This is a genomic window from Sphingobacterium daejeonense (assembly GCF_901472535.1).
In the GTDB taxonomy this organism is placed as follows: Bacteria; Bacteroidota; Bacteroidia; order Sphingobacteriales; family Sphingobacteriaceae; genus Sphingobacterium; species Sphingobacterium daejeonense.
In genome coordinates this window covers 400,181-421,741 of the sequence record NZ_LR590470.1, presented here as the reverse complement: position 1 = coordinate 421,741, position 21,561 = coordinate 400,181, and the positions used below count along the sequence as shown (strand labels likewise).

Below are 21,561 nucleotides of genomic sequence, written 5' to 3'. Positions count from 1 at the left end.
CTACATACATAATTGAATTACGACAAAAAATGGTTTCCTTAGCTAAAGCTAAGGAATAACACGTCCCTTAGGAGATGAGAGGCGTTGGAGGAAAAATAGAGGTTCGCTTTTGCGAACCTCTATTTTTTCCTCCAACGCCATGTTTTCCAACAAATCGTGTCATTCCTCATCGCAAGATGAGGAAACTATTTTTTGTTGAGCGATTGCCTATACAGTGGCCAAATTGTCTTATATCGCTTTCGTCTTCTCTTTCAGCCAAGCTTTTTCGTTTTCGTCCAATTTCGGCGACAGTTTCTCAAATACCCAAGCATTATAGTTATTTAACCATTCTACATGCTTGTTATCCAACACCGACTTATCTACCAAATCCGTAGCAATATAACAGATGGTTAAGGTTTCAAAGTCCATAAACTCACCAAACTGATTGCTTTCAACAACTTTGGAAAGCACCAAGTTTTCAATTCGGATACCATATTCACCTTCTCTGTAAAGTCCAGGCTCGATTGAAGTAATCATCCCTTCTTCTACAGGGATATCGATTGCGGCCATATTAAATACTTGCGGTCCTTCATGAACATTCAGGAAGAAGCCAACACCATGCCCGGTCCCATGACCATAGTTTCTGAAAGTTTCCCAGATAGGCCTTCTCGTAATAGCATCAATAGAATATCCTTTAGTCCCTTTTTGGGAATACTGCCTGAGAGCCTTCGATAGTACCTTTCAATACAATGGTATAATCTTTCTTCTCTTCTGCAGTAATATTACCCAAAGAGATAACACGTGTTATATCAGTAGTTCCATCAGTGTATTGACCACCAGAATCTACCAAAAGCAAACCTTCCGGTTTTAAGGCCGAGTTGCTTGAATCGGTAGCTTTATAATGAGGCAATGCACCATGTTCTCTATAACCTGCTATGGTATCAAACGAAATGTCAACAAAACCTTCCGATGAAGCTCTCAATTCTTGAAGTTTTTCAGCGATTGAAATTTCTGATAGGTTACCAGAAGAAACGTTCTCTTCTACCCACTTAAAGAATTTGGTCAAAGCCACACCATCTTTCACCATTGCATTCCTTGTATGTTCGATTTCCACTTCATTTTTTATGGCTTTCAAGGCGGTTGAAGGGTTCATGTCTTCGACAATTTTCACACCTTCAGGCACAGAATCATAAATTGCAAAACAGGTCTTTTTAGGATCCAGAAGAATTCTTTCAGTGGAGATTCCCTTAACAGCATCAAATGCTTTGCTATAATCAGCAACCTCAACACCTGCAGCATTTAATGTTGCAATATCCGCAGCGGAAAGTTTCCCATCTTGTATAAACAAGGTGTTTTTATCACCTTGAATCATAAGAAAACCTAGAACAACAGGATTACAGTTTACGTCATTTCCACGGATGTTCAAAATCCAAGCAAGATCATCCAATGATGATACAAAATGTGTGTCTGTTCTTTTATCTTTGAGTATGTTCTTGATGGCAGCGATCTTATCTGTTGTAGATTGACCGGTAGTTTTTTCATCAATTAGATAGGCTTTATCTTTTGGCAAATCCGGTCTACCTTCCCAAATAGGGTCTAATAGATCAAGATGACCATTCACATTTATTCCTAGGGGTTCTAGTTCATTCTTTACGGCTTGTGCTACCGCAACAGAAGCTAAATTGCCATCAAAAGCAACGGTATTACCTTTTTCCAGGTTCTTTGCCAACCATGTGGCATATTCTGCTCTTCCTTGAACTTGCAATTTTACCAGTTCAAATCCAGTTCCTTCCAATTGTTCAGCAGCTTGAACAAAATATCTAGAATCTGTCCATAACCAGCAAAATCTTGGGTAATTGCCAAAGTTCCAGCTGAACCAGTAAAGCCAGAAGTCCAAGCTATACATTTGTATCTATCCGGTAAATATTCGCTGATATGAGGGTCTGAGGAAGGAATTATATAGGCATCTACACCCTTTTCTTTCATCTCTTGGCGGATGGAAGCTAATTTCTCGATGTATTTCATTATGTTATTTTTAATAATACGCGCAAGTTATAAAAACTCTCACAATTAATACATTTACTTCATCATACATTTGAAATTTTACAATTTTAATGTACTACTTGTGCAGTAGATTACGATATTTGCTACCTATGGGAAGATTTTTTTCATTTTTTTATTTCATAGCTGTTATAAGCCTAGCCGGCATTAACAATCTTCAAGCACAAGAAATAAAATCAAAAGTTCAAACGGCATTTGAAACTTTTCGTAAGAACCCATCCCTTAAGAACGGAATGGCTTCTTTGACGGTAATTAACTCTAAAACTGGTGAAGTCGTTTTTGACAGTAACAATCAGATTGGAATGCCAACGGCTTCTACCCTGAAAGTAATCACTTCAATCACAGCGCTGGACCTCCTAGGTGCGGATTTCACATTTCAAACGGACCTTTCTTACACTGGAGAAATTGATTCTTTGGGAACATTGAATGGCAACATTATCATTGAAGGTAAAGGTGACCCTACCTTAGGCAGCGACAGATATGCTGAAACAAAACCTGAAGTAATGCTTACAAAGTGGGCTGATGCTATTAAAAAAGCAGGAATCAAAAACATCAACGGGAAAATCATTGCTGATGATAAACTGTTCAATGGCTATGATGTACCAGGTACATGGATGTGGACTGATATTGGAAACTACTATGGAGCTGGCACATCAGCATTGAATTGGAAAGAGAATAAATTGGGCGTTAATTTCACGGTTGGAAAATCTGGCCAACCTGCAACCTTAAACCCAGTCAACACACCTCCTTTCTTTAAGCTTATCAATGAAGTGAAAACTGGAAGTGTTGGTTCCGGAGATAACGTTTACGCATACTCGGCACCCTACTCCACAGAAGTATTCCTAAGAGGAACTTATGGAGCCGACTTGAAGAAAACAATTGAAATATCAGTGCCAGACCCAGCTCTGGATTTAGCATATGCATTGGCAGAAACATTGAACAAAGATTCTATCCTAATTGCTGATACAATTATTACAGCTAAAAGATTGATGAATATGGATTCATTATCTTTGATGAATGGAAATAGAAATATTATCCTTTCAACAAAATCGCCAACCTTAGGTCAGATTGTACACTGGTTCAATCAAAAGAGTATCAACCTTTATGGTGAGTCACTTTTGAAAATCATTGGCGGAATTTCAGCGATGGATTTTGACACTGAAGATGCTGCAGATTTGGTTTCTAAATATTGGCAGAACAAATTATCCATTGATCCAAGTGCCATTAACACCTTTGATGGTTCTGGACTTTCTCCACAAAACAGAGTTACGACTTTGGCAATGGGCAAGATCATGCAATATGCCAAAACGAGACCTTGGTACGATGAATTCCTGAAATCATTACCTACGATTAATGGAACTTCCATGAAAAGCGGCACTATTGGAGGAGTATTGGGCTATACGGGTTATCAAAAATCAAGTGATGGACAAGAGTATACTTTTGCTTTGCTTGTCAACAATTATCAAGGACCTGCGGGCGAGATGCGCCAGCGCATGTTCAAATTATTAAATGTATTAAAGTAGATTATTACTAGGTGATAATCGTGAAAAATAAGTATAAACTAAATTGTAATGAGTAACATCAACAGAAAAAAAGACGCTTTAAACTACCATGCTATGGGGCGTCCGGGTAAAATAGCAGTGGTTCCTACAAAACCGCACAGTTCGCAAAGAGATCTTTCTTTAGCGTACTCTCCAGGTGTGGCTGAACCTTGCTTGGCTATTGCAGAAAACAACGAAGACGCTTATAAATATACTGCTAAAGGAAATTTAGTAGCCGTAATCAGTAATGGTACTGCGGTATTGGGACTTGGAGATATCGGTGCGCAAGCTGGTAAACCAGTGATGGAAGGTAAAGGATTATTGTTCAAAATATTTGCCGACATCGATGTGTTTGACATTGAATTGGATACCAAAAATGTTGATGAATTTGTAAATATCGTAAAAGCATTGGAGCCTACTTTCGGAGGTGTGAACCTAGAAGACATCAAAGCTCCAGAATGTTTTGAAATCGAACGCCGATTAAAAGCAGAAATGAACATCCCTGTCATGCACGATGACCAACACGGTACTGCTATTATCTCAGGAGCTGCTTTAATCAATGCTTGTGAATTGCAAGGAAAAAACATCGCTGATGTTAAAATCGTTGTTAATGGTGCAGGGGCTGCAGCAATCTCATGTACTGCTATGTATGTGGCCGTTGGTGCGAGCAAAGAAAACATCGTGATGTTAGATAGCAAAGGTGTTATTCGCAATGATAGAGAAAGCCTTGACCCAACTAAAGCAGAATGGGCGACTAATAGAGATATCCATACCTTGGCAGATGCTGTAAATGGTGCCGACGTATTTATCGGCCTTTCAGCAGCAGACGTATTGACGCCTGAAATGTTGAAAACAATGGCTCCAAAACCTATCGTTTTGGCAATGGCAAACCCTAATCCTGAAATCGCTTATGAATTAGCTGTTGATACTCGCGATGATATCATTATGGGTACAGGACGTTCGGATTTCCCTAACCAAGTTAATAACGTATTAGGCTTCCCTTATATCTTCCGCGGTGCTTTGGACGTAAGAGCGACAGCAATCAACGAAGAAATGAAAATCGCAGCTGTTAAAGCTATTGCTGAACTTGCAAAACAACCTGTCCCTGAAGAAGTAAATATTGCATACAACACAAATAACCTACGTTTTGGTATCGACTACGTCATTCCAAAACCTACGGATCCACGTTTGATCACTGAAGTATCTGTTGCTGTTGCAAAAGCTGCAATTGAATCAGGTGTTGCTCGTAAAGTAATCGAAGATTGGGATGCTTACCGTGATGAACTTCGCAAAAGATTGGGTAAAGATGACAGATTAGTTCGTACAATGACGGCTAAAGCTAAATCAAACCCTAAGCGTGTTGTTTTTGCTGAAGCTGACAACTATAAAACCCTTCGTGCTGCACAAATCGTTAAAGAAGAAGGCATCGCATTCCCTATCCTTTTGGGTAACCAAGAGAAAATCAATGGATTAATCAAAGAATATGGTTTCGAGCTGGACGGCGTTCAAATTATTGATCCTCAAGCAGAAATCAAATCTGACAGATTTGAAAAATATGCAGACCACCTTTATAACAAAAGACAGCGTAGAGGGATCAACAAACTTGATTCTCGCAAGTTAATGACCAACCGTAACTACTTTGCAGCAAGTATGGTTGAATTCGGCGAAGCTGATACCTTGATTTCAGGTCTTACGCGTAATTATGCTTCTACCATCCGCCCGGCATTACAGGTAATTGGTGCAAAACCAGGAAGCAGAGTAGCAGGTATGTATATCATGTTGACTAGTCAAGGACCTTTGTTCTTTGGTGATACGACTGTAAATGCAAACCCTAATGCGCAGGAACTTGCTGATATATCAGTGCTATTGGATGCTGCAGTGAAGCGTTTCAATATTAAGCCTAGATTAGCGATGTTATCATATTCAAACTTCGGTTCGAATGATGGAGACATCTCTGACAAAGTGAGAGATGCGGTAAAGATTCTTCACAAAGAACATCCAGAAATCGTTGCTGATGGAGAAATCCAAGCCAACTTTGCCCTCAACAAAAATCTATTGGCAGACAACTTCCCATTCTCTACTTTAAATGGTGAACCAGCAAATACATTGGTTTTCCCTAACTTAGAGTCAGGAAACATTGCCTACAAACTTCTTCAAGAAGTAGGAAATGCAGAGGCCGTAGGTCCTGTACTTTTAGGTATGAACAAACCAGTTCACGTATTACAATTAGATAGTTCGGTACGTGAAATTGTGAACATGGTAACGATTGCTGTAGTTGATGCAATCGAACACGAAAAAGAATCACAGAATAAATAAGCTTAGCTTATGTACGAATATTTTAAAGGTAAATTAGTAGTCAAAGCTCCTACTCACGTTGTTCTAGACGTGAGTGGGATCGGCTACTACCTACATATTTCATTGACAACTTACAGTCAGATAAAAGACCAAGAAGACTGCAAACTATATGCATCATTCCAGGTCCGTGAGGACTCGCAAACTTTATATGGCTTTGCTACGGAAGCTGAAAGACACTTGTTTCATCATTTGATCTCAGTTTCAGGAATCGGACCTAATACAGGCCGAATGATGCTTTCGTCAATTACACCTGAGGAAATTCAGCAGGCTATTGTTAGCGGACAGGTCAATGTCATCCAGAAAATAAAAGGAATCGGTCCTAAAACGGCGCAAAGAGTAATCCTTGAACTTCAAGACAAACTGAAAAAACAAGGCCCAGACGCGCTTATCCCTTTGCCGATTTCAAAACCTTCTTCTTCAGAAGAAGCATTAACGGCACTTGTTATGTTGGGATTCCCGAAAGCTCAAGCAGAAAAAGTCCTGCAAGCTATTTCCACAACAGAACCTGACCTCACAGTAGAACAAATGATTAAAGCAGCGTTGAAAAAACTGTAAAAAAAGTAGTTAGTAGTTAGTATTTAGAGGTTCTGAATTCGCTCAGATCGGTATAAAACCGATCAGCAAAACATAAATTTTAACTTAATATTTAAATGTATCAAGATTGGTTTATGCTATCATAGCACTACATAGACTTCACAAGTCTGAATACTAAATACTTTATACTAAATACTTCTTTTCAAATACTTAATACTACCAAAATGGCTGAAGACTTACATATATCCCAAGGAACAAAAGAACAGCAATACCAAGCTCTGTTGCCTCAAATTAAAGGTTTATTAACTGGTGAAACAAATGCTGTTGCAAACATGGCAAACATCTGTGCTGCGTTAAAGGAGCAATTCAACTTCTTTTGGGTAGGATTTTACCTTGTGGAGAACAATGAATTGGTGTTGGGACCATTCCAAGGACCTGTTGCTTGTACTAGAATAGCTTATAATCGTGGTGTTTGTGGATCAGCGTGGGCACAGCAAGAAACCCTTATTGTACCAAACGTGGAAGAATTCCCAGGCCATATTGCTTGCAGCTCATTATCAAAATCTGAGATCGTAATTCCCATCATCAAAGACGGCAAATGCATCGGAGTATTGGATGTTGATAGCCAAGAACTGGACTCTTTTGACTTAATCGACAAGAAATACTTAATAGCCATTTTAGAAGTCTTTACATCTCAGTAAAATTTATTATATTTGTGCCACCAAATACATCTAACTATTAACCAAGGCATGGAGGCACCAAGGACTTTTTCTCTGTTAAATCTACTGATTGTTGCTCTCAACTTCGTTTGGATAGCATCATTAGAGAATGGTTACTTTTTTAATTTCTCGTTTACCGATACAATCGCTTTTTATCCTTCATTTTTAACTCCAGCAAAATTCACTTACAAAATCTGGATTTTCGTCGGATTTATTATGATCATGGCGGCTTATATGATGTATCAAGGATCTCAAGACACTCAACTCAATATAAATACAGTTAAAAAAGTCGAGAAAATCGACTACTTATTGATATTAAATCAAATGGCATTAGGATTAAGTATGACCTTAAAACATAATGATTTTTTTATGTGGTCCATACTTTACTCAACAGTGTGCCTGGTCACTATTTTCATGATTAATAGGCGAATTAACATCAAAAGGCTAACCTCAAATTCCGTTACCCGATATTTTATACGTCTTGGATTTGGAGTGTATACAGGATGGTTAATGTTTGTCCTTGGATTTAATATCGCAGCGGTGTTATCTAAAAATTCGGTGCATATTGGAGAAGAATTATTTTTCTATTTAAATGTATTGATACTAGTCTTGGTCACTATTGCAATGGCTGTTTATTCATATTATTATTTCTTGCCATCAGTTTCTGCAGTTTTAGCATGGGGATCTTATGGGGTTTATTATAAGTTCAGCCAAAACCCAATTTCAGATAATTACGACATCAAACCATATCTTATTATGGCCATGGCTGTAGGAGGAATATTAACCGCTTATAATTACTATCGTTGCACGGTAAGGCGAAGAATTGCAGCAAACATTATGGAAGAACCTCCTGCCATATCTTAACGGATTTATCATCACTTACAGTTATAATTCTGTCAGCATCCCATAAAAAGGCATTGATAGAAAGATAATGACTGTCATAACCTCGATCTCTTGAAATATTTTTGATCAGCTTCAGGTCATCGAGGTTCCAAATTTTCAAAGTCTTATCGCGGCTAATTGTTGCTATCAGGTTCTTTTCCTTATTCAACTCAATTCCATAGACCGTAAACATATGGGGGACTATTTCCTGAACTACGTCTAGATTAGGATTCAATTTGTATAATTTCGCATCTCTACCTCCTGAAAAAAGGTTGCCTGAAGGTTCAAACTGAAGGCTAGTAACTGGCATTTCATGGATTTTCTTCCGTTGAATTTCCTGAAAATCCTCAGAATTGAACAAATGAACTTCACCATTCTTGTCCCCAAATGCTACCACACTTCCTGATTGTTGGACTTCTATTACTCTGACCGTTGTTTCTGAAACCTTAAACCGATAAAGAAGCTCAAAATTTTCCAGGCTCCAAACGTAGGCCATTCCCTCTTCACCAATGGCTATTAATTCTTTCTTGGCATGAATAGTCTTTATTGAGAATATTGCTCCGCTCTCCGTCTTTAAGTTGGCCTTAAGGGTTTGCGTATCCGTATCAACCACCAACAGCTGTCCAGAACGCATACCTATTGTCAATAAAGATGTTTCTGGAATAGATAGAAGAGAATAAACAGAACTTCCGACCTTACACAATAATCGTTTAAAGCTCATGCTCTTCAAATCCCATTCTACAACACCTTTATCATTTCCTGCTGTATATAAAGTGTCGGGATTGATGCTTGATACTGCCAAAGCAAAGATTGGGTTTTGATGACCTGTAAGGGTACCGAGTAGGTTGATTTCGTTATTCTCTAGATTCATGTTCTACAAATATACCTTTGCAAACACAAAATAAAAAGGCCAATCCTTTCAGATTAGCCTTAGTTTATCTTTTAAATATCAAATTTTTCTATTGATGTCTGCCTTCTAAGTTTTTGGCGATTGTTTCCAAGCTCATTCCTTTTTCTTTCAATAAAACGATCAGGTGGAATAATAGATCAGAGGTCTCATTGATAAAATCTTGATCAGTCTCTGTCAATGCCGCAATAACTGTTTCTACAGCTTCCTCACCTACTTTTTGAGCAATTTTATTGATACCTCTTGAACGAAGTCTGTTCACATAAGATTCATCACTCGGAAAATCTATTCTATACTGAACGATCCTTTCCAATTGCAACAAGAAGTTTTGATTGAATTCAGTTTTAAAGCAACTGCGGGATCCTGTGTGGCAAGTTGGGCCAACTGGGTCAACCTTGATTAATATAGTATCCTGGTCGCAGTCGATAGCAGTATCAACGACATTTAAGAAATTGCCGCTCTCTTCACCTTTTGTCCAGAGCCTGTTTTTACTTCTTGAAAAGAAAGTGACTTTCTGTTCTCCTTGAGTTTTCTCCCAAGCCTCTGCATTCATGTAGCCCAACATCAAAACCTCAAGAGTCTGATAATCTTGGATCACTACAGGAACAAGCCCGTCACCTTTATTAAAGTCAATAGTCATGTTATATGTATTATCATCGTCTAACGGGAATACCATTAGCGTGCAATGTTTCTTTTAATTCTGGGATCAAGATCTCCCCATAATGAAAGACCGATGCCGCCAAAGCTGCATCAACGGATGCTTGCTGAAAAACATCAACGAAATGTTGCTGATTTCCTGCACCCCCCGAAGCTATCAGAGGTATATGGATGGAATCGTTGATTTTTTTCAATAACGTATTATCAAATCCATTTTTCGTCCCATCATGATCCATCGAGGTCAATAATATTTCACCTGCACCACGATCTTCAGCTTCCTTGATCCAATCTTCGGTTTGAATTTCTGTCATGTCGCGGCCACCACGCAAGTGAACATAATTCTTTCCATCAACCAATCGCGTATCAACCGCTAAAACAACAAACTGAACGCCAAATGCTTTTGCAAATTCATTCAATAAATTTGGATTGCGCACCGCGGCTGAGTTAATGGAAATTTTATCGGCACCAGCATTTAATAGTATATCTGCATCTGCAAGCTCATTAATGCCTCCACCGATAGTAAAGGGAATATTGATTTGGCTCGCAACAGCTTTAACAAGATCTACTGTTGTCTTACGTCGCTCATGGGTAGCTGTAATGTCTAGAAAGACAAGCTCATCAGCACCTTGTTGCGAATATTGCCATGCTAATTCTACAGGATCACCTGCATCTCGAAGGTCAACAAAATTTACCCCTTTTACCGTGCGACCATCCTTAACATCCAAACAGGGAATAATTCGCTTCGCTAGCATCCTTAAAAACTAATTAATGCTTTAAGATTCCAGTCCTTGATCTCTTCAATAGTAATTCTGTTTTCGTAAATAGCTTTACCAACAACTACTGACTCCATCTTGCCTAAATTGTTCAGTTCCTCGATATCTTGCATAGAACTAATTCCACCAGAACCGATTAACTTGATGATTGGAGAATGATCTAAAAGTTTCTTGTAAAGCTCTACGCCTGCTCCACCTAATTTTCCATCCTTGCTGATATCTGTACACAAGAAACGATAGAAGCCTAGGCTTAGACATTTGTCGATATATTCAATCAATTTGATTGGCGAGCTTTCCAACCATCCTGAATATTTGATTACCTCATCTAGTACATCGATAGCAATCACGATATGGTCTGCATATTTTACTCTGCCTTCGTTCAATTTGCTCAGCTCCTCTAAAAATGTAGGATTTGTGATGGCTTGAGTACCTACAATAACGCGATAAACTCCAGCATCAACCAATTCCTTAACTTTTTCAATGCTACGAACACCGCCACCATACTGAACTTTCATTTCAGTTTTTCTGATGATCTCGAACAAATACTCTTGGTTGCTGAAATCTCCTTTAGCACCATTTAAATCAATGATATGAACAATCTCGGTACCATTTGCATGATACTTGTCGATTTGTTCCTCTAAAGTAATAGGATAGGTGGTAACATCTTCGTAGTTTCCCTCTCTTAAACGGACAACCTGTTTGTCCAAAACATCAATTGCAGGTATAATATACATAGTCTAAAAAAATTCAATTAAAACTCATTAAAATTCAGCAACAACTGTTCCCCAACTTGCCCTGATTTCTCAGGGTGAAATTGTACTGCCCAGAAGTTATCTCGAGATATTGCTGCCGAAAATGGCAATCCATACGCACAGGTCGCTATCCCATAGGTCAATTCGTGTTCAATGTAATAAGAATGAACGAAATAAAAATAGGAATTATTAGGAATATCCTTGAAAAGTGGGCAGTTATTTTGAAATTCAATACTATTCCAGCCCATATGTGGTACCTTTTCTTGAACTCGACCATTAAAATGTAACGTCTTCAATGGAATAATTCCCAACAGATCAACATCGCCTTCTTCAGAATAATCCGTCATTAACTGCATCCCTACACATATCCCCAATACTGGTTTCTTCAAACCCTTTATCGTCTCCGACAAACCTGATTCTACCAGTTTCTGCATTGCGGCACCAGCATGCCCTACTCCAGGAATAATGATCCGATCATATAAATCAAAATCCTCAGGCTTATTGATCATCCCATAATCAATGTTCAATCGCTTTAGTGCTGCCGTAATGGAAAAAATATTCCCAGCTCCGTAATTTACTATCCCAATCATAATACCTTAATAGTATAACCCCGCAAATCCCATTTCGTTTTTACAATAATCCCTTTGTACTAGGAAGTTGCATATTATCAACATCTCTACGAACAGCTTTTTTAATTGTTTTGGCAAATGCCTTGAAAATAGCCTCAATTTTATGATGTTCGTTTTCTCCAGTCGCTTGAATGTTCAAATTGGATTTTGAAGCATCCGAAAATGACTTGAAGAAATGAAAGAACATTTCTGTTGGCATATCTCCTATTTTCTCACGCTTAAACTCAGCATCCCAAACAATCCAGTTTCTACCACCAAAGTCAATGGCAACCTGAGCTAAGCAATCATCCATTGGCAAAGTATATGCATAACGCTCAATTCCCCTTTTATTCCCCAATACTGATAAAAAGATCTCCCCTAAGGCTATTCCTGTATCCTCAATGGTATGATGCTCATCAATATGCAAATCTCCTTTTGCTTTGATTGTCAGGTCCACAGCTCCATGACGAGCCAATTGGTCCAACATATGATCAAAAAATGGAAGACCAGTATCAATGTCTGAAACACCACTACCATCCAAATTCAATTTGATATAGATATCTGTTTCATTGGTTTTGCGATGGTGTTCTCCGGTGCGTGTTCCTAATTTTAGATATTCATAGATTGATTTCCAATCTTTGGTTTCCAGACCGATTGAATCTTCAAGAAACTCAACACCTTCGTGTTTGCCAAGGTCATCATTATTTCTCAACCAGATTGCTTTAGCACCCAGATTCTGTGCTAGACGCACATCATTAACACGGTCACCTATCACAAATGAATTGGCCAAGTCATATTTTTCATTGTCAAAGTATTCCTTCAACATCCCGATACCTGGCTTACGGGTATCGGCATTCTCATGAGGAAAAGTCTTGTCAATATGCTCTTTGACAAATGTTACACCTTCTCCAGAGAAAGTATCCAACACAAATTTATGAACGGGCCAAAAGTTCTCCTCCCGGATGTGATGCAGTCCCTAATCCATCTTGGTTGCTCACTAATACCAATTCAAAATCTAATTCTTTTGCTATCTTAGGTAGATATTGTAATGCGCCAGGATAGAATTTTAATTTTGCAAACGAATCGATCTGCTCGTCTTCCGGTTCCAAAATCAAAGTACCATCTCTGTCAATAAACAATATTCTTTTTAATTGATCAGCCATTTTTTCTTATTTATAAAATAGTTGGATTTCTTCTAATAGTCGTTCGTTTTCAGGTTTTGTCCCAACCGTAATACGAAGACAACCTTCACAAAGTGCTACTTTGGACCTATCACGAACAATTATCCCTTTCTCTACCAAATAACCATAAAGTTCTCTCGGTTTATCTAACTTTACTAGAATAAAATTAGCGTCAGAAGGAGTAATATGCTCTACCTGGTCTAATGCCATTAATTTCTTCGCCAGTTCTCCTCTTTCTGCTACAGTTGTTTTGATCCATTCATTAACAACGTCCACATTTTCTAGCGCTTCAAGGACTAAATCTTGAGTCGCTTGATTAATATTATAGGGAGGTTTGATTTTATTGAACACCTCAATGATTTCTTTGCTTGCAAATGCTAACCCCAAACGCAATGCTGCCAATCCCCAAGCTTTGGACAATGTTTGTAAAACCACCAAATTTGGAAATTCTGGAAGGGAATGCGTGAATGACTTTTGAGATGAATAATTGATATATGCCTCGTCTACAATCACCAAACCTTTAAAATTTACAAGTAGCGTTTCAATATCCAATGGATTGATGCTATTGCCGGTAGGATTGTTAGGTGAGCATATAAAGATCATTTTTGTATGAGTATCCAATGCTTCAGCAATTCCGTCCAAATCAAGTTGAAAATCTGGAGTAAGATTTACTTTCCTGGTTTCAACATCATTTATGTTAGCCGAGACCTCATACATTCCATAAGTTGGGGGCACTAATATGACATTATCCAGTTTTGGAGTACAAAATGCTCTATATAAAATATCGATTGCTTCATCAGAACCGTTCCCCAAGAACATATTCTCTGCAGGAACGCCTTTGATTTTAGATAACTTTTCCTTTAAACGATGCTGAAGAGGGTCGGGATATCGGTTGTAATCATGTGGAAGCGGAGAACCAAAAGCGTTCTCATTGGCATCCAAAAATACGGATGCTTCTCCCTTGAATTCATCTCGTGCCGAAGAATACGGCACCAGTTTCTTGATGTTATCTCGAAGCAGTGCGGTTAAGTTGAAGGACATTGTATTAGTCTAAAAATTTTCGAGCTGTAAATATGGCTAAAAATTAACAAAAACACTAAACTAAAAACCATTTCCCTTCTACTGATAGTTCTGTGTTAGGAAAAACAAGCTGGGCTTCATCCAGCAATGGTTGTAGTGTTCGGTATCTTGCGGAGTAATGTCCAAGCAGAAGCTTCTTTACATTTGCTTCTTTGGCAATCTCCGCAGCTTCCATGGATGTGGTATGGAAAGTTTCTTTTGCCCGGTCTACCATTTCATGCAAGAAAGTACTTTCATGATAGAGCAGATCTGCCCCTTCGATAGAACTTAAGTAGATCCCATGCCTAACGGTATCTGAACAATAAGCATAACTACGTGAGGCTGGTGGCGGGAGCGTTAATTCACTGGCAGCAAATACATTTCCTTGAGGGTCGACATAGTCAAGTCCTTTTTTGATCGCAGCAAAATATACTTTAGGAATATTCAGTGCTTCTACTTTTTCTGGAATAAGGGTTGCTGCACGCTTACCTTCATCAAATCTAAAGCCGGTACAAGGAATTCTATGAATCAACGGAAAGGACCGAACCGTCAACATTCGTGACTCAAACAATACTTCCTCTTGGTCAGGATTCGTCTGATGAAAGATAATCTTATAGCGAATAACTGTTTCTGAGTATTTAAAGTGCAATTCGAGGATTTCCTGCAATGGTGCAGGACCGTAAATATGCAAGTCGGCCTTTCGACCTACCAAATGCATAGAAGATACAAGACCAACCAAGCCTAAATAGTGATCCCCATGCAAATGGCTGATAAAAATATGGTCTATGCGATTGCTCTTGATACCATATTTGGAAAGTTGCATCTGTGTACCCTCTCCACAGTCTATCAAGAACAATTGCTCATTATAATTGACAACTTGAGATGTAGGATGGCGCTCAAACATGGGTGTCGCCGAGCTATTACCTAATATTAAAACCTCAAACCGCAACATATTACGCCTGCTCTTCTTTCTTAAGATCCAATCTGATCTCATTGCCAAAAATCAAATCCTTGGCTTTCTCAATATTCGACGTAATTATAAAATATTTATCCAATCCTAGGGACTTGATATATTTCAAAACATCTTCATTCAGGTTTGTCAATATAAACAATCCTCCTAGGGATTTACATAATCTGCGTGCCAAAAGCCCAGTACGGATACCGGTTTCATCTGTCGCTATTACATTATTCATATCCAAGACAATATTACGCTGTCCACCGGTATTGCGGAGCATAAACTCACCTTTTAAACTCGCGGCAGTCTCTCCATCTAATTTTTCATTGAGTGGTTCTATCACCACATATCGATCATACTTATCTACCGTAAATTTCATATTAAAATTGATTAATAGCGTGTTAACATTCTACAAATTATCCAAGGCTTTTGAAACGTTTTTCTCTACCCTTTCCAAAACATCTCCTTCTTCTGGATAAAGAAACTTTTCACCCGTGATATGTTCATAAAGCTCAATATAACGTTCCGAAATCGATTTTACAATTTCTTCAGTCATTTCTGGCACTTTTTGTCCATCTTTCCCTTGAAATCCGTTCTCAATTAACCATTGTCTTACGAATTCTTTGGACAACTGTTTCTGTGCTTCACCTTTTGCTTGACGGTCTTCATAACCCTCCGCATAGAAATAGCGTGAAGAATCTGGTGTATGGATTTCATCGATCAAATAGATCTGACCATCCTTCTTACCAAATTCATATTTGGTATCCACCAAAATCAACCCTCTCTCTGCAGCAATCTCAGTTCCCCTTTGGAATAAAGCATGCGCATATTTCTCCAATTGCGTATAATCTTCTTCTGAAACAATTCCACGAGCAATAATATCTTCTCTGGAAATATCTTCATCATGTCCTACATCTGCTTTTGTAGAAGGAGTAATGATTGGCGTAGGTAATTTATCGTTTTCTTTTAAACCTTCAGGCAACTGAACTCCGCAGAGTACACGGCCACCATCTCTATAAGTTCTCCAAAGATGTCCTGAAACATAACCTCGGATTACCATTTCTACTTTAAAAGGCTCACATTTCTTTCCGATGGTAACATTCGGGTCTGGAACTGAGGCAACCCAATTAGGCAGGATGTCTTCAGTCGCTGAAAGGAACTTCGATGCAATTTGATTCAAAACCTGACCCTTGTAAGGGATTGGCTTTGGCAATACTACATCAAATGCTGAGATACGGTCCGAAGCGACCATGACCAAAAAATCATCGCCGATACTGTATACATCTCTAACTTTTCCTCTATAAAATGCAGTTTGACCCTTAAAATTAAAATTTGTTTCTTTTATTGTATTCATTGTGTTTGCGTCTGAGACGCGCTAATTTATTTCTTAAATATCGCCGTAAGCCTCCAAGATCCGTTTCACCAATTTATGGCGAACAACATCAGAGCCACTTAAATAAATCATATCAATACCTTCGATTCCATCAAGTATCTTGACAGCATTGACCAATCCTGACTGCGTCTTTTTCGGCAAATCCACTTGGGTCATATCGCCTGTGACGATAAATTTTGCTGTTGGCCCCATACGAGTCAAAAACATTTTCAGCTGCATATCGGTCGCATTTTGGAGCCTCATCCAATATCACAAAACAATTGTCTAAGGTTCTACCGCGCATAAATGCCAATGGTGCGACTTCGATCGTTCTGTTCTCCAGATAACCTTTCAGTTTTTCGGCCGGGATCATATCATCTAGGGCATCATACAATGGGCGTAAATATGGATCGACTTTCTCTTTCAGGTCACCTGGAAGAAAACCCAAATTCTCACCAGCTTCTACAGCAGGTCTTGTCAATATGATTCGTTTGATTTCTTTATTTCTGAGTGCTCTTACAGCCAATGCTACAGCGGTGTAAGTTTTTCCGGTCCCTGCGGGTCCGATAGCGAAAAGGATATCATTTTTGTTGATACTGTCGACCATTCGCCTTTGGTTGGGTGTCCTAGCGCGGACAACAATACCATTAGGTCCGTAAACGATTGGTTCTCCCTTAAATGCAGCCGCCTTTTGATCGCCATCCTCTTTTTCAGCAATCGGATTAGGTTTCACTGAAGTCACTGACCCCAACAAACTTTCCAATTCTAATAGGGACAACGTCTGGAACTGATTTATATGAGCCAAAATATCATCAAAAACCTGTTGGAACCTTGTTCTTTCACCTTCTTCACCCAAAACTTTCAAGGTACTTCCTCGTGCTACGAGACGCAACTTCGGAAACGCTTTCTTAATAAACTCAAAATTCTCATTCTGAGCTCCCCATAATGTCACCAAATTGACAACATCCAAATTGATTTCTAATTCGCTCAAATTATTTCAGTATTAATTTCCTGTTAAATCACGTCATGTCCATGTGGCGTGTGAATAAAGATATTCAAAAAAACAAAAATATTATGCCTTTTATCCACTTTGTTGAATCAAAAATACAAAACTAATTGAGCAGAAATAAAAGCAATTGCAAGTAATAATTAATATTAGATTTAGCAATCAGTTTAGTTTTTCTATTTTTGTAATTCGCTTAACAAAATAACAGTAAAATTTTTTAGCTTCAGGCTTTGCTGAACAATATGGGAGTAATTACGTTAACCACAGATTTAGGTCACCGCGATTTTTATCAAGCTGCACTCAAGGGCAGCATCATTTCGCAGTTGCCGAATGTAAGACTTGTGGATATTTCACATGACATCCCATCCTTCAGTATTCAACACGCTGCCTTTGTTATCAACAATGCTTACCCTTATTTCCCGAAGAACACCGTTCACTTGATCGGCATCGACACTGTTTTCCAAGAAGACTCAAGATATCTAGCGATGGCATATAAGGGTCAATTCTTCGTTGGCGCAGACAATGGTATATTCAGCATTATTACCGGCGAGGACAAACCCACCGAAATGGTCGAGATCAATATTATGCAAGACTTGAGATACCTGCATTTCCCTCTTGCTGATATCCTGACCAAAGCAGCTTGCCATATAGCAAACGGCGGAAAACTAAAGGAAATCGGAATCCCGGTGGACAACGCTGTCCAAAAGGTTACCTTCCAACCGATCTACAACAACAACACCATCAAGGGGCATGTTACCTTTATCGATTCCTTCGGGAATGTTATCAGTAACATCAGCAAGGATCTATTCAACCAAGTTCAGCAAGGAAGAGATTTTATCCTCCGCTTCAAAAGAAACGAAACCATCAGCAACCTGAGTTGGCATTACAATGAAGTTTCTGAAGGTGAAAAAACTCTGTTTATTCGGCATCAGTAATTTCCTCGAAATAGCAATCAACAAAGGACACGCCAGTCAACTCCTGGGTTTATATCAAGATGAAACCATCCTTGTCGAATTCCTAGATAAAAAATAGAAACCATTCTTTTTTCTATCAATGTTCCACGTTTTTTTTCAAATACAACATTATTGAAACCAAAGCATTAGTTCTCAAAATCTCTAATCATCCAATTTTCTTTTCCAATGATTTCTTAGCATATAGATAAGAGACTTTTTTTATTTTTTTCTGCTCTTGTTCCACTCTCCTTCCACTCTTGTTCCACTCTGAGTCCTCTTTCATTCGGACCTCGTTCGGACCTTGTTCGGGTGTTTTCCGAAGAAGCTCCGAACGAGGTCCAAACAAAGTCCGAACAAGAGACGAAGGAGAGTGGAAGGAGTTACAGATATGAGATTTGAGATTTGAGATATTGTGATTAGATATGAGATTTGAGATATTGTGATTAGATATGAGATATGAGATGTGAGATTTGAGATATTAAACGGGATAGGTTTTTCCATAAAATTATAGTTCATTATTTAATCAGCGTAATCAATCATCAAAAAAGGGCGACAAGTCATTATCTTGCCACCCTTACCCATTTTAAGGTTATTAGGAATATTTTATATCAGCTCTTAAAACCCGAAGCCGATTTTAAGGGTGAATCTATGCGCATTGATATCCTGTTTATTCAGGTAATCCTCAATAGGATAATAAATGATATATTCTGTCTCTCCAGGTCCAATAGAGTAACCTTGAGTATATTCAGTCTTGGAATTGCTGGAACAGATAACCTAGTCCAAAGGTCATAAAAGTCTTCCCTTCACCCAGCTCGAACTTCACACCAATTTCAGGGTTAACACGCATCCCTCCCTTTGCTTCCCCTTCAAGAGGCGGTTCCTTTTCCCATGCAAATCCATATCCTGCATCCAAGCCAACAAAGACCCTCCGCAATGATGGAATCGGCACATCATACCTTAAACCTACTGCAACAGGAATAATTGAATATTTAAAATCTTGTTAACAAACAATTTCTCAAAACCAGCCGTGCCCCCGATGGCAAGGTTTGAGTTTATTCGCATACCATTAAAGGTCTGAACGAACCAACCAACTTCATCAAAATTGATGTTATATGCTATTAGACCGCCTTGAGTGTGGTTAGTGGAATTTGTTTTGTTGAGCTAACAAATGACCGCTGATGAACATCATCCCAGTCAAGACTAGAATAATTAAAAAAGTATTTTTCATAGTCTATATTATTTGGATTTTCCTATGGTTATACAGCTCAACTGTTTCAGATTGGCTTTGTTAGAATAATCAAATTGGCAGATTGTTTCATTCCCCCATGACGATCAATGATTTCGGTCCAGCAATGATATCCGTACTTTTAATTTTATCGAGGTGCTGCACCATATTTTTATCAATTGCATTGACATCATTGACTTTAAACTTTTCAGACCGAAGTCCCCTTCAGAGACATACAGATAATCGCCTGCTAGAGAAAGTCCATGTGGATTCTGCATAGGATATACTTTAACCTGTTTAGGTGAATTTAGGTTTGTGATGTCCACCACTTCGAGAATATTTTGGACTCCCCCACACATAGTACCCGTTCTTAATGTCACAAATGCATAAGAATCGTTAACTACAACTGGGTCACAAGCAACAACATGAGCATAGGTTGTCATATGTTTCGGTTGATAGGGATTTGTGATATCCAGGATGTGCATGCCATTGAAAGCCCCGACAAACAAGGATTTTTTGTATGGAAACAATGTTTCTATTCCGAAGCCTAGATCAACTTCATTCAGCATTTTCGGTGAACGGGGGTTGTTCAGGTCAAAATTTTTGACTTTGTTCAAGTAGATTGCAAACAATACATTGTTAGAGATAGCGAATCTAGCAGTTGAACCTGCTTGACCAACTTGGTTTGTGCCACCTCCACTATTATTTAAGGCACTGTAGTTTTCTAAATAAATTAACTCTGGCTCCTTAGGGGTATATTTATCTTTATACTCACTGTTAATCAATTAATCCCTGTAACTAACGGGAATTAAATCGGTGTCTAGTAATTCGTATCTTTCTATTTCTCCTAATTTATATTTTATGGCGAAAACATCTTTTTGCCTATCGACCAATACTGGTTTTGATAAGTTAGAGATGTCAAAAGTGAGTAGGTCGACGATGTTGTCAGCATAGAGCAGATCGTTTTGGATTCCTAGATCAAAATTCCCAATAATTGGAAGCATGCCCAATGACTTCGGACTAACCGGATTGGAATTATCATAGATATGAATCCCTATGTTTGGTTCATTGATAAACAGATGATCTTTGTAGAGATAGATTTTTCCTGCATTTTGAACTTGTTGGGGACTTGACATGACAATGTCCATTTTGCGAACTTCCCATAGTTTTTTGTAGATTGGGATTTTAAGGGTGTAAGTTTCCTTAACATCCATTTTATCGCATCCAAGGAATGCGAACATAAAAAGCAACGGCAGAAATAGCAGTAAGCTGTTTTTGAGTTTTTGGAATTGAATTTTCATAATTTAGTGTAATGGTCTTATTGTATTGACGTACACTATTCTTATTATGCTACATCAAAAAACAAAAAAAGGCAGAAAAATTGCTTGAAAGATATTCATGTTTAAAACACCTATTAAAATATTTAACATCAACCTGATGAAACATATCCTTTTGATCCCCCTCTTGCTATGTATTTTCAAGATTAGTCAAGGGCAGGACAGTACGATTGTCAAAGCTGATTCTATGACATTCGAGGCACAACGCGAGCGGGTAAACCACTTGTTGGATGAACGCAGCCGTCGATTCGGCGAATATGATGAGTCATTGCAGAAGAAAACAGGAGTTTTCGGACTTTTCAAGACTAAAAAAGACATGCAAAAGTCAATTGACATCTTAAGGCAGGTGGTGCTGAATGACAACAACATATTTATAGAAACCAGAAAGCTATTGGACCTCAAAGATGCACAGAGCGAAAGGTATCAACGATTGGCTGCGGAATATGACAATCAAGTATCCGCCTATATGAAGACCATCACCAAATTGCAAAATGAGAATGACAAGCTCCGGGAGGAATTGAAATCCATGGAAAATACGGATAGAGGGAGTGGAATTATGCTGTATATTTCCATTATAGTCATTATAGGGTTAATTATAGCGTTAATTTATCAGTACAACAGGCACAAACCCAAAAAAGTGACGGAATAGTGATATGAAGGATTATTTATATTGGTACTTTTGCTCGAATAGAGAAAGAAATAATA

General features: G+C 38.4%; 21 protein-coding genes and 3 pseudogenes. 7 read left to right on the top strand and 17 right to left on the bottom strand.

What is annotated here, in order from left to right; translation table 11 throughout:
- Positions 1 to 228: 228 nt before the first annotated feature.
- The 3 genes from FGL31_RS27365 to FGL31_RS27360 are packed head-to-tail and all read right to left on the bottom strand — an operon-like array spanning position 229 to position 2,004.
- A complete protein-coding gene (locus tag FGL31_RS27365; protein WP_262709219.1) occupies positions 229 to 654 on the bottom strand; it encodes a M24 family metallopeptidase C-terminal domain-containing protein in 426 nt (141 codons plus the stop codon).
- Positions 655 to 673: 19 nt separating this feature from the next.
- A complete protein-coding gene (locus FGL31_RS02050) occupies positions 674 to 1,774 on the bottom strand; it encodes an aminopeptidase P family N-terminal domain-containing protein (protein WP_262709022.1) in 1,101 nt (366 codons plus the stop codon).
- Entirely contained in the window at positions 1,747 to 2,004 is a 258-nt protein-coding gene (locus FGL31_RS27360; RefSeq protein WP_262709021.1) for an aminopeptidase P family N-terminal domain-containing protein, read from the bottom strand. Before FGL31_RS27360 ends, FGL31_RS02050 begins: the two co-directional genes overlap by 28 nt.
- A gap of 128 nt (positions 2,005 to 2,132) precedes the next feature.
- On the opposite strand from FGL31_RS27360, the gene dacB reads away from it, so the two are divergent.
- The 5 genes from dacB to FGL31_RS02025 all read left to right on the top strand — a co-directional run bounded on the left by dacB (position 2,133) and on the right by FGL31_RS02025 (position 8,053).
- Positions 2,133 to 3,563, top strand: coding sequence for a D-alanyl-D-alanine carboxypeptidase/D-alanyl-D-alanine endopeptidase (dacB, locus tag FGL31_RS02045; RefSeq protein ID WP_232046184.1), 1,431 nt, complete (start codon positions 2,133 to 2,135; stop codon positions 3,561 to 3,563).
- 48 nt (positions 3,564 to 3,611) lie between these two features.
- Complete coding sequence (locus tag FGL31_RS02040) at positions 3,612 to 5,897, top strand: NADP-dependent malic enzyme (RefSeq protein ID WP_099372722.1); 2,286 nt, start codon at positions 3,612 to 3,614, stop codon at positions 5,895 to 5,897.
- A 9-nt stretch (positions 5,898 to 5,906) separates the two neighbouring features.
- Entirely contained in the window at positions 5,907 to 6,491 is a 585-nt protein-coding gene (ruvA, locus tag FGL31_RS02035) for a Holliday junction branch migration protein RuvA (protein WP_099372721.1), read from the top strand.
- 203 nt (positions 6,492 to 6,694) lie between these two features.
- Positions 6,695 to 7,171 carry a free L-methionine (R)-S-oxide reductase MsrC gene (msrC, locus tag FGL31_RS02030; protein WP_138089554.1) on the top strand — a complete coding sequence of 159 codons (477 nt, stop codon included), beginning with the start codon at positions 6,695 to 6,697 and terminating at the stop codon, positions 7,169 to 7,171.
- A gap of 48 nt (positions 7,172 to 7,219) precedes the next feature.
- The gene (locus FGL31_RS02025) at positions 7,220 to 8,053 is read left to right on the top strand and encodes a TspO-related membrane protein (protein WP_138089553.1); all 834 of its coding nucleotides are present in this window, start codon (positions 7,220 to 7,222) and stop codon (positions 8,051 to 8,053) included.
- Here FGL31_RS02025 and FGL31_RS02020 read toward each other — a convergent pair.
- The 11 genes and pseudogenes from FGL31_RS02020 to FGL31_RS01970 all read right to left on the bottom strand — a co-directional run bounded on the left by FGL31_RS02020 (position 8,025) and on the right by FGL31_RS01970 (position 17,326).
- Positions 8,025 to 8,942 (bottom strand): WD40 domain-containing protein, encoded by a 918-nt coding sequence (locus FGL31_RS02020; RefSeq protein ID WP_138089552.1) that lies wholly within the window; start codon positions 8,940 to 8,942, stop codon positions 8,025 to 8,027. The genes FGL31_RS02025 and FGL31_RS02020 overlap by 29 nt on opposite strands.
- 88 nt (positions 8,943 to 9,030) lie before the next feature.
- Complete coding sequence (gene hisIE, locus FGL31_RS02015; protein ID WP_262709020.1) at positions 9,031 to 9,654, bottom strand: bifunctional phosphoribosyl-AMP cyclohydrolase/phosphoribosyl-ATP diphosphatase HisIE; 624 nt, start codon at positions 9,652 to 9,654, stop codon at positions 9,031 to 9,033.
- On the bottom strand, positions 9,632 to 10,387 hold the full coding sequence (gene hisF / locus FGL31_RS02010) for an imidazole glycerol phosphate synthase subunit HisF (RefSeq protein WP_138089551.1): 756 nt from the start codon (positions 10,385 to 10,387) through the stop codon (positions 9,632 to 9,634). Before hisF ends, hisIE begins: the two co-directional genes overlap by 23 nt.
- A gap of 2 nt (positions 10,388 to 10,389) precedes the next feature.
- Entirely contained in the window at positions 10,390 to 11,142 is a 753-nt protein-coding gene (locus FGL31_RS02005; RefSeq protein ID WP_138089550.1) for a 1-(5-phosphoribosyl)-5-[(5-phosphoribosylamino)methylideneamino]imidazole-4-carboxamide isomerase, read from the bottom strand.
- A gap of 17 nt (positions 11,143 to 11,159) precedes the next feature.
- Positions 11,160 to 11,750 (bottom strand): imidazole glycerol phosphate synthase subunit HisH, encoded by a 591-nt coding sequence (hisH, locus tag FGL31_RS02000; RefSeq protein ID WP_138089549.1) that lies wholly within the window; start codon positions 11,748 to 11,750, stop codon positions 11,160 to 11,162.
- Positions 11,751 to 11,790: 40 nt separating this feature from the next.
- A pseudogene (hisB, locus tag FGL31_RS01995) lies at positions 11,791 to 12,931 on the bottom strand (bifunctional histidinol-phosphatase/imidazoleglycerol-phosphate dehydratase HisB).
- A gap of 6 nt (positions 12,932 to 12,937) precedes the next feature.
- On the bottom strand, positions 12,938 to 13,990 hold the full coding sequence (gene hisC / locus FGL31_RS01990) for a histidinol-phosphate transaminase (RefSeq protein ID WP_099372713.1): 1,053 nt from the start codon (positions 13,988 to 13,990) through the stop codon (positions 12,938 to 12,940).
- Between the two features lie 55 nt (positions 13,991 to 14,045).
- Positions 14,046 to 14,957 carry a ribonuclease Z gene (locus tag FGL31_RS01985; RefSeq protein ID WP_138094620.1) on the bottom strand — a complete coding sequence of 304 codons (912 nt, stop codon included), beginning with the start codon at positions 14,955 to 14,957 and terminating at the stop codon, positions 14,046 to 14,048.
- Positions 14,958 to 14,961: 4 nt separating this feature from the next.
- Complete coding sequence (locus FGL31_RS01980; protein ID WP_099372712.1) at positions 14,962 to 15,342, bottom strand: STAS domain-containing protein; 381 nt, start codon at positions 15,340 to 15,342, stop codon at positions 14,962 to 14,964.
- Positions 15,343 to 15,372: 30 nt separating this feature from the next.
- Complete coding sequence (locus FGL31_RS01975) at positions 15,373 to 16,317, bottom strand: phosphoribosylaminoimidazolesuccinocarboxamide synthase (protein WP_099372711.1); 945 nt, start codon at positions 16,315 to 16,317, stop codon at positions 15,373 to 15,375.
- A 33-nt stretch (positions 16,318 to 16,350) separates the two neighbouring features.
- A pseudogene (locus FGL31_RS01970) lies at positions 16,351 to 17,326 on the bottom strand (PhoH family protein).
- A gap of 257 nt (positions 17,327 to 17,583) precedes the next feature.
- On the opposite strand from FGL31_RS01970, the pseudogene FGL31_RS01965 reads away from it, so the two are divergent.
- Positions 17,584 to 18,373: pseudogene (locus FGL31_RS01965) on the top strand (SAM hydrolase/SAM-dependent halogenase family protein).
- Positions 18,374 to 19,039: 666 nt separating this feature from the next.
- Here the strand turns inward: FGL31_RS01965 and FGL31_RS01960 are convergent.
- The 3 genes from FGL31_RS01960 to FGL31_RS01950 all read right to left on the bottom strand — a co-directional run bounded on the left by FGL31_RS01960 (position 19,040) and on the right by FGL31_RS01950 (position 20,820).
- Positions 19,040 to 19,243 carry a hypothetical protein gene (locus FGL31_RS01960; protein WP_138089548.1) on the bottom strand — a complete coding sequence of 68 codons (204 nt, stop codon included), beginning with the start codon at positions 19,241 to 19,243 and terminating at the stop codon, positions 19,040 to 19,042.
- A gap of 383 nt (positions 19,244 to 19,626) precedes the next feature.
- On the bottom strand, positions 19,627 to 20,304 hold the full coding sequence (locus tag FGL31_RS01955; protein WP_138089547.1) for an LVIVD repeat-containing protein: 678 nt from the start codon (positions 20,302 to 20,304) through the stop codon (positions 19,627 to 19,629).
- The gene (locus FGL31_RS01950; protein ID WP_138089546.1) at positions 20,305 to 20,820 is read right to left on the bottom strand and encodes an LVIVD repeat-containing protein; all 516 of its coding nucleotides are present in this window, start codon (positions 20,818 to 20,820) and stop codon (positions 20,305 to 20,307) included. It lies immediately after the preceding gene.
- Between the two features lie 136 nt (positions 20,821 to 20,956).
- On the opposite strand from FGL31_RS01950, the gene FGL31_RS01945 reads away from it, so the two are divergent.
- The gene (locus FGL31_RS01945) at positions 20,957 to 21,505 is read left to right on the top strand and encodes a hypothetical protein (protein ID WP_138089545.1); all 549 of its coding nucleotides are present in this window, start codon (positions 20,957 to 20,959) and stop codon (positions 21,503 to 21,505) included.
- The last annotated feature ends 56 nt before the right edge of the window (positions 21,506 to 21,561 follow it).

What these genes read in the sequence shown, in the direction of transcription:
- FGL31_RS02040 (WP_099372722.1), top strand. Translation starts at nt 3,612, where the DNA reads ATGAGTAACATCAACAGAAAAAAAGACGCTTTAAACTACCATGCTATG.
- hisC (WP_099372713.1), bottom strand. Translation starts at nt 13,990, where the DNA reads ATGTCCTTCAACTTAACCGCACTGCTTCGAGATAACATCAAGAAACTG.
- hisH (WP_138089549.1), bottom strand. Translation starts at nt 11,750, where the DNA reads ATGATTGGGATAGTAAATTACGGAGCTGGGAATATTTTTTCCATTACG.
- FGL31_RS02020 (WP_138089552.1), bottom strand. Translation starts at nt 8,942, where the DNA reads ATGAATCTAGAGAATAACGAAATCAACCTACTCGGTACCCTTACAGGT.
- ruvA (WP_099372721.1), top strand. Translation starts at nt 5,907, where the DNA reads ATGTACGAATATTTTAAAGGTAAATTAGTAGTCAAAGCTCCTACTCAC.
- FGL31_RS01975 (WP_099372711.1), bottom strand. Translation starts at nt 16,317, where the DNA reads ATGAATACAATAAAAGAAACAAATTTTAATTTTAAGGGTCAAACTGCA.
- dacB (WP_232046184.1), top strand. Translation starts at nt 2,133, where the DNA reads ATGGGAAGATTTTTTTCATTTTTTTATTTCATAGCTGTTATAAGCCTA.
- hisIE (WP_262709020.1), bottom strand. Translation starts at nt 9,654, where the DNA reads ATGGTATTCCCGTTAGACGATGATAATACATATAACATGACTATTGAC.
- FGL31_RS02005 (WP_138089550.1), bottom strand. Translation starts at nt 11,142, where the DNA reads ATGTATATTATACCTGCAATTGATGTTTTGGACAAACAGGTTGTCCGT.
- FGL31_RS01950 (WP_138089546.1), bottom strand. Translation starts at nt 20,820, where the DNA reads ATGAAAATTCAATTCCAAAAACTCAAAAACAGCTTACTGCTATTTCTG.
- FGL31_RS27360 (WP_262709021.1), bottom strand. Translation starts at nt 2,004, where the DNA reads ATGAAATACATCGAGAAATTAGCTTCCATCCGCCAAGAGATGAAAGAA.
- hisF (WP_138089551.1), bottom strand. Translation starts at nt 10,387, where the DNA reads ATGCTAGCGAAGCGAATTATTCCCTGTTTGGATGTTAAGGATGGTCGC.
- FGL31_RS02025 (WP_138089553.1), top strand. Translation starts at nt 7,220, where the DNA reads ATGGAGGCACCAAGGACTTTTTCTCTGTTAAATCTACTGATTGTTGCT.
- msrC (WP_138089554.1), top strand. Translation starts at nt 6,695, where the DNA reads ATGGCTGAAGACTTACATATATCCCAAGGAACAAAAGAACAGCAATAC.
- FGL31_RS01980 (WP_099372712.1), bottom strand. Translation starts at nt 15,342, where the DNA reads ATGAAATTTACGGTAGATAAGTATGATCGATATGTGGTGATAGAACCA.
- FGL31_RS01945 (WP_138089545.1), top strand. Translation starts at nt 20,957, where the DNA reads ATGAAACATATCCTTTTGATCCCCCTCTTGCTATGTATTTTCAAGATT.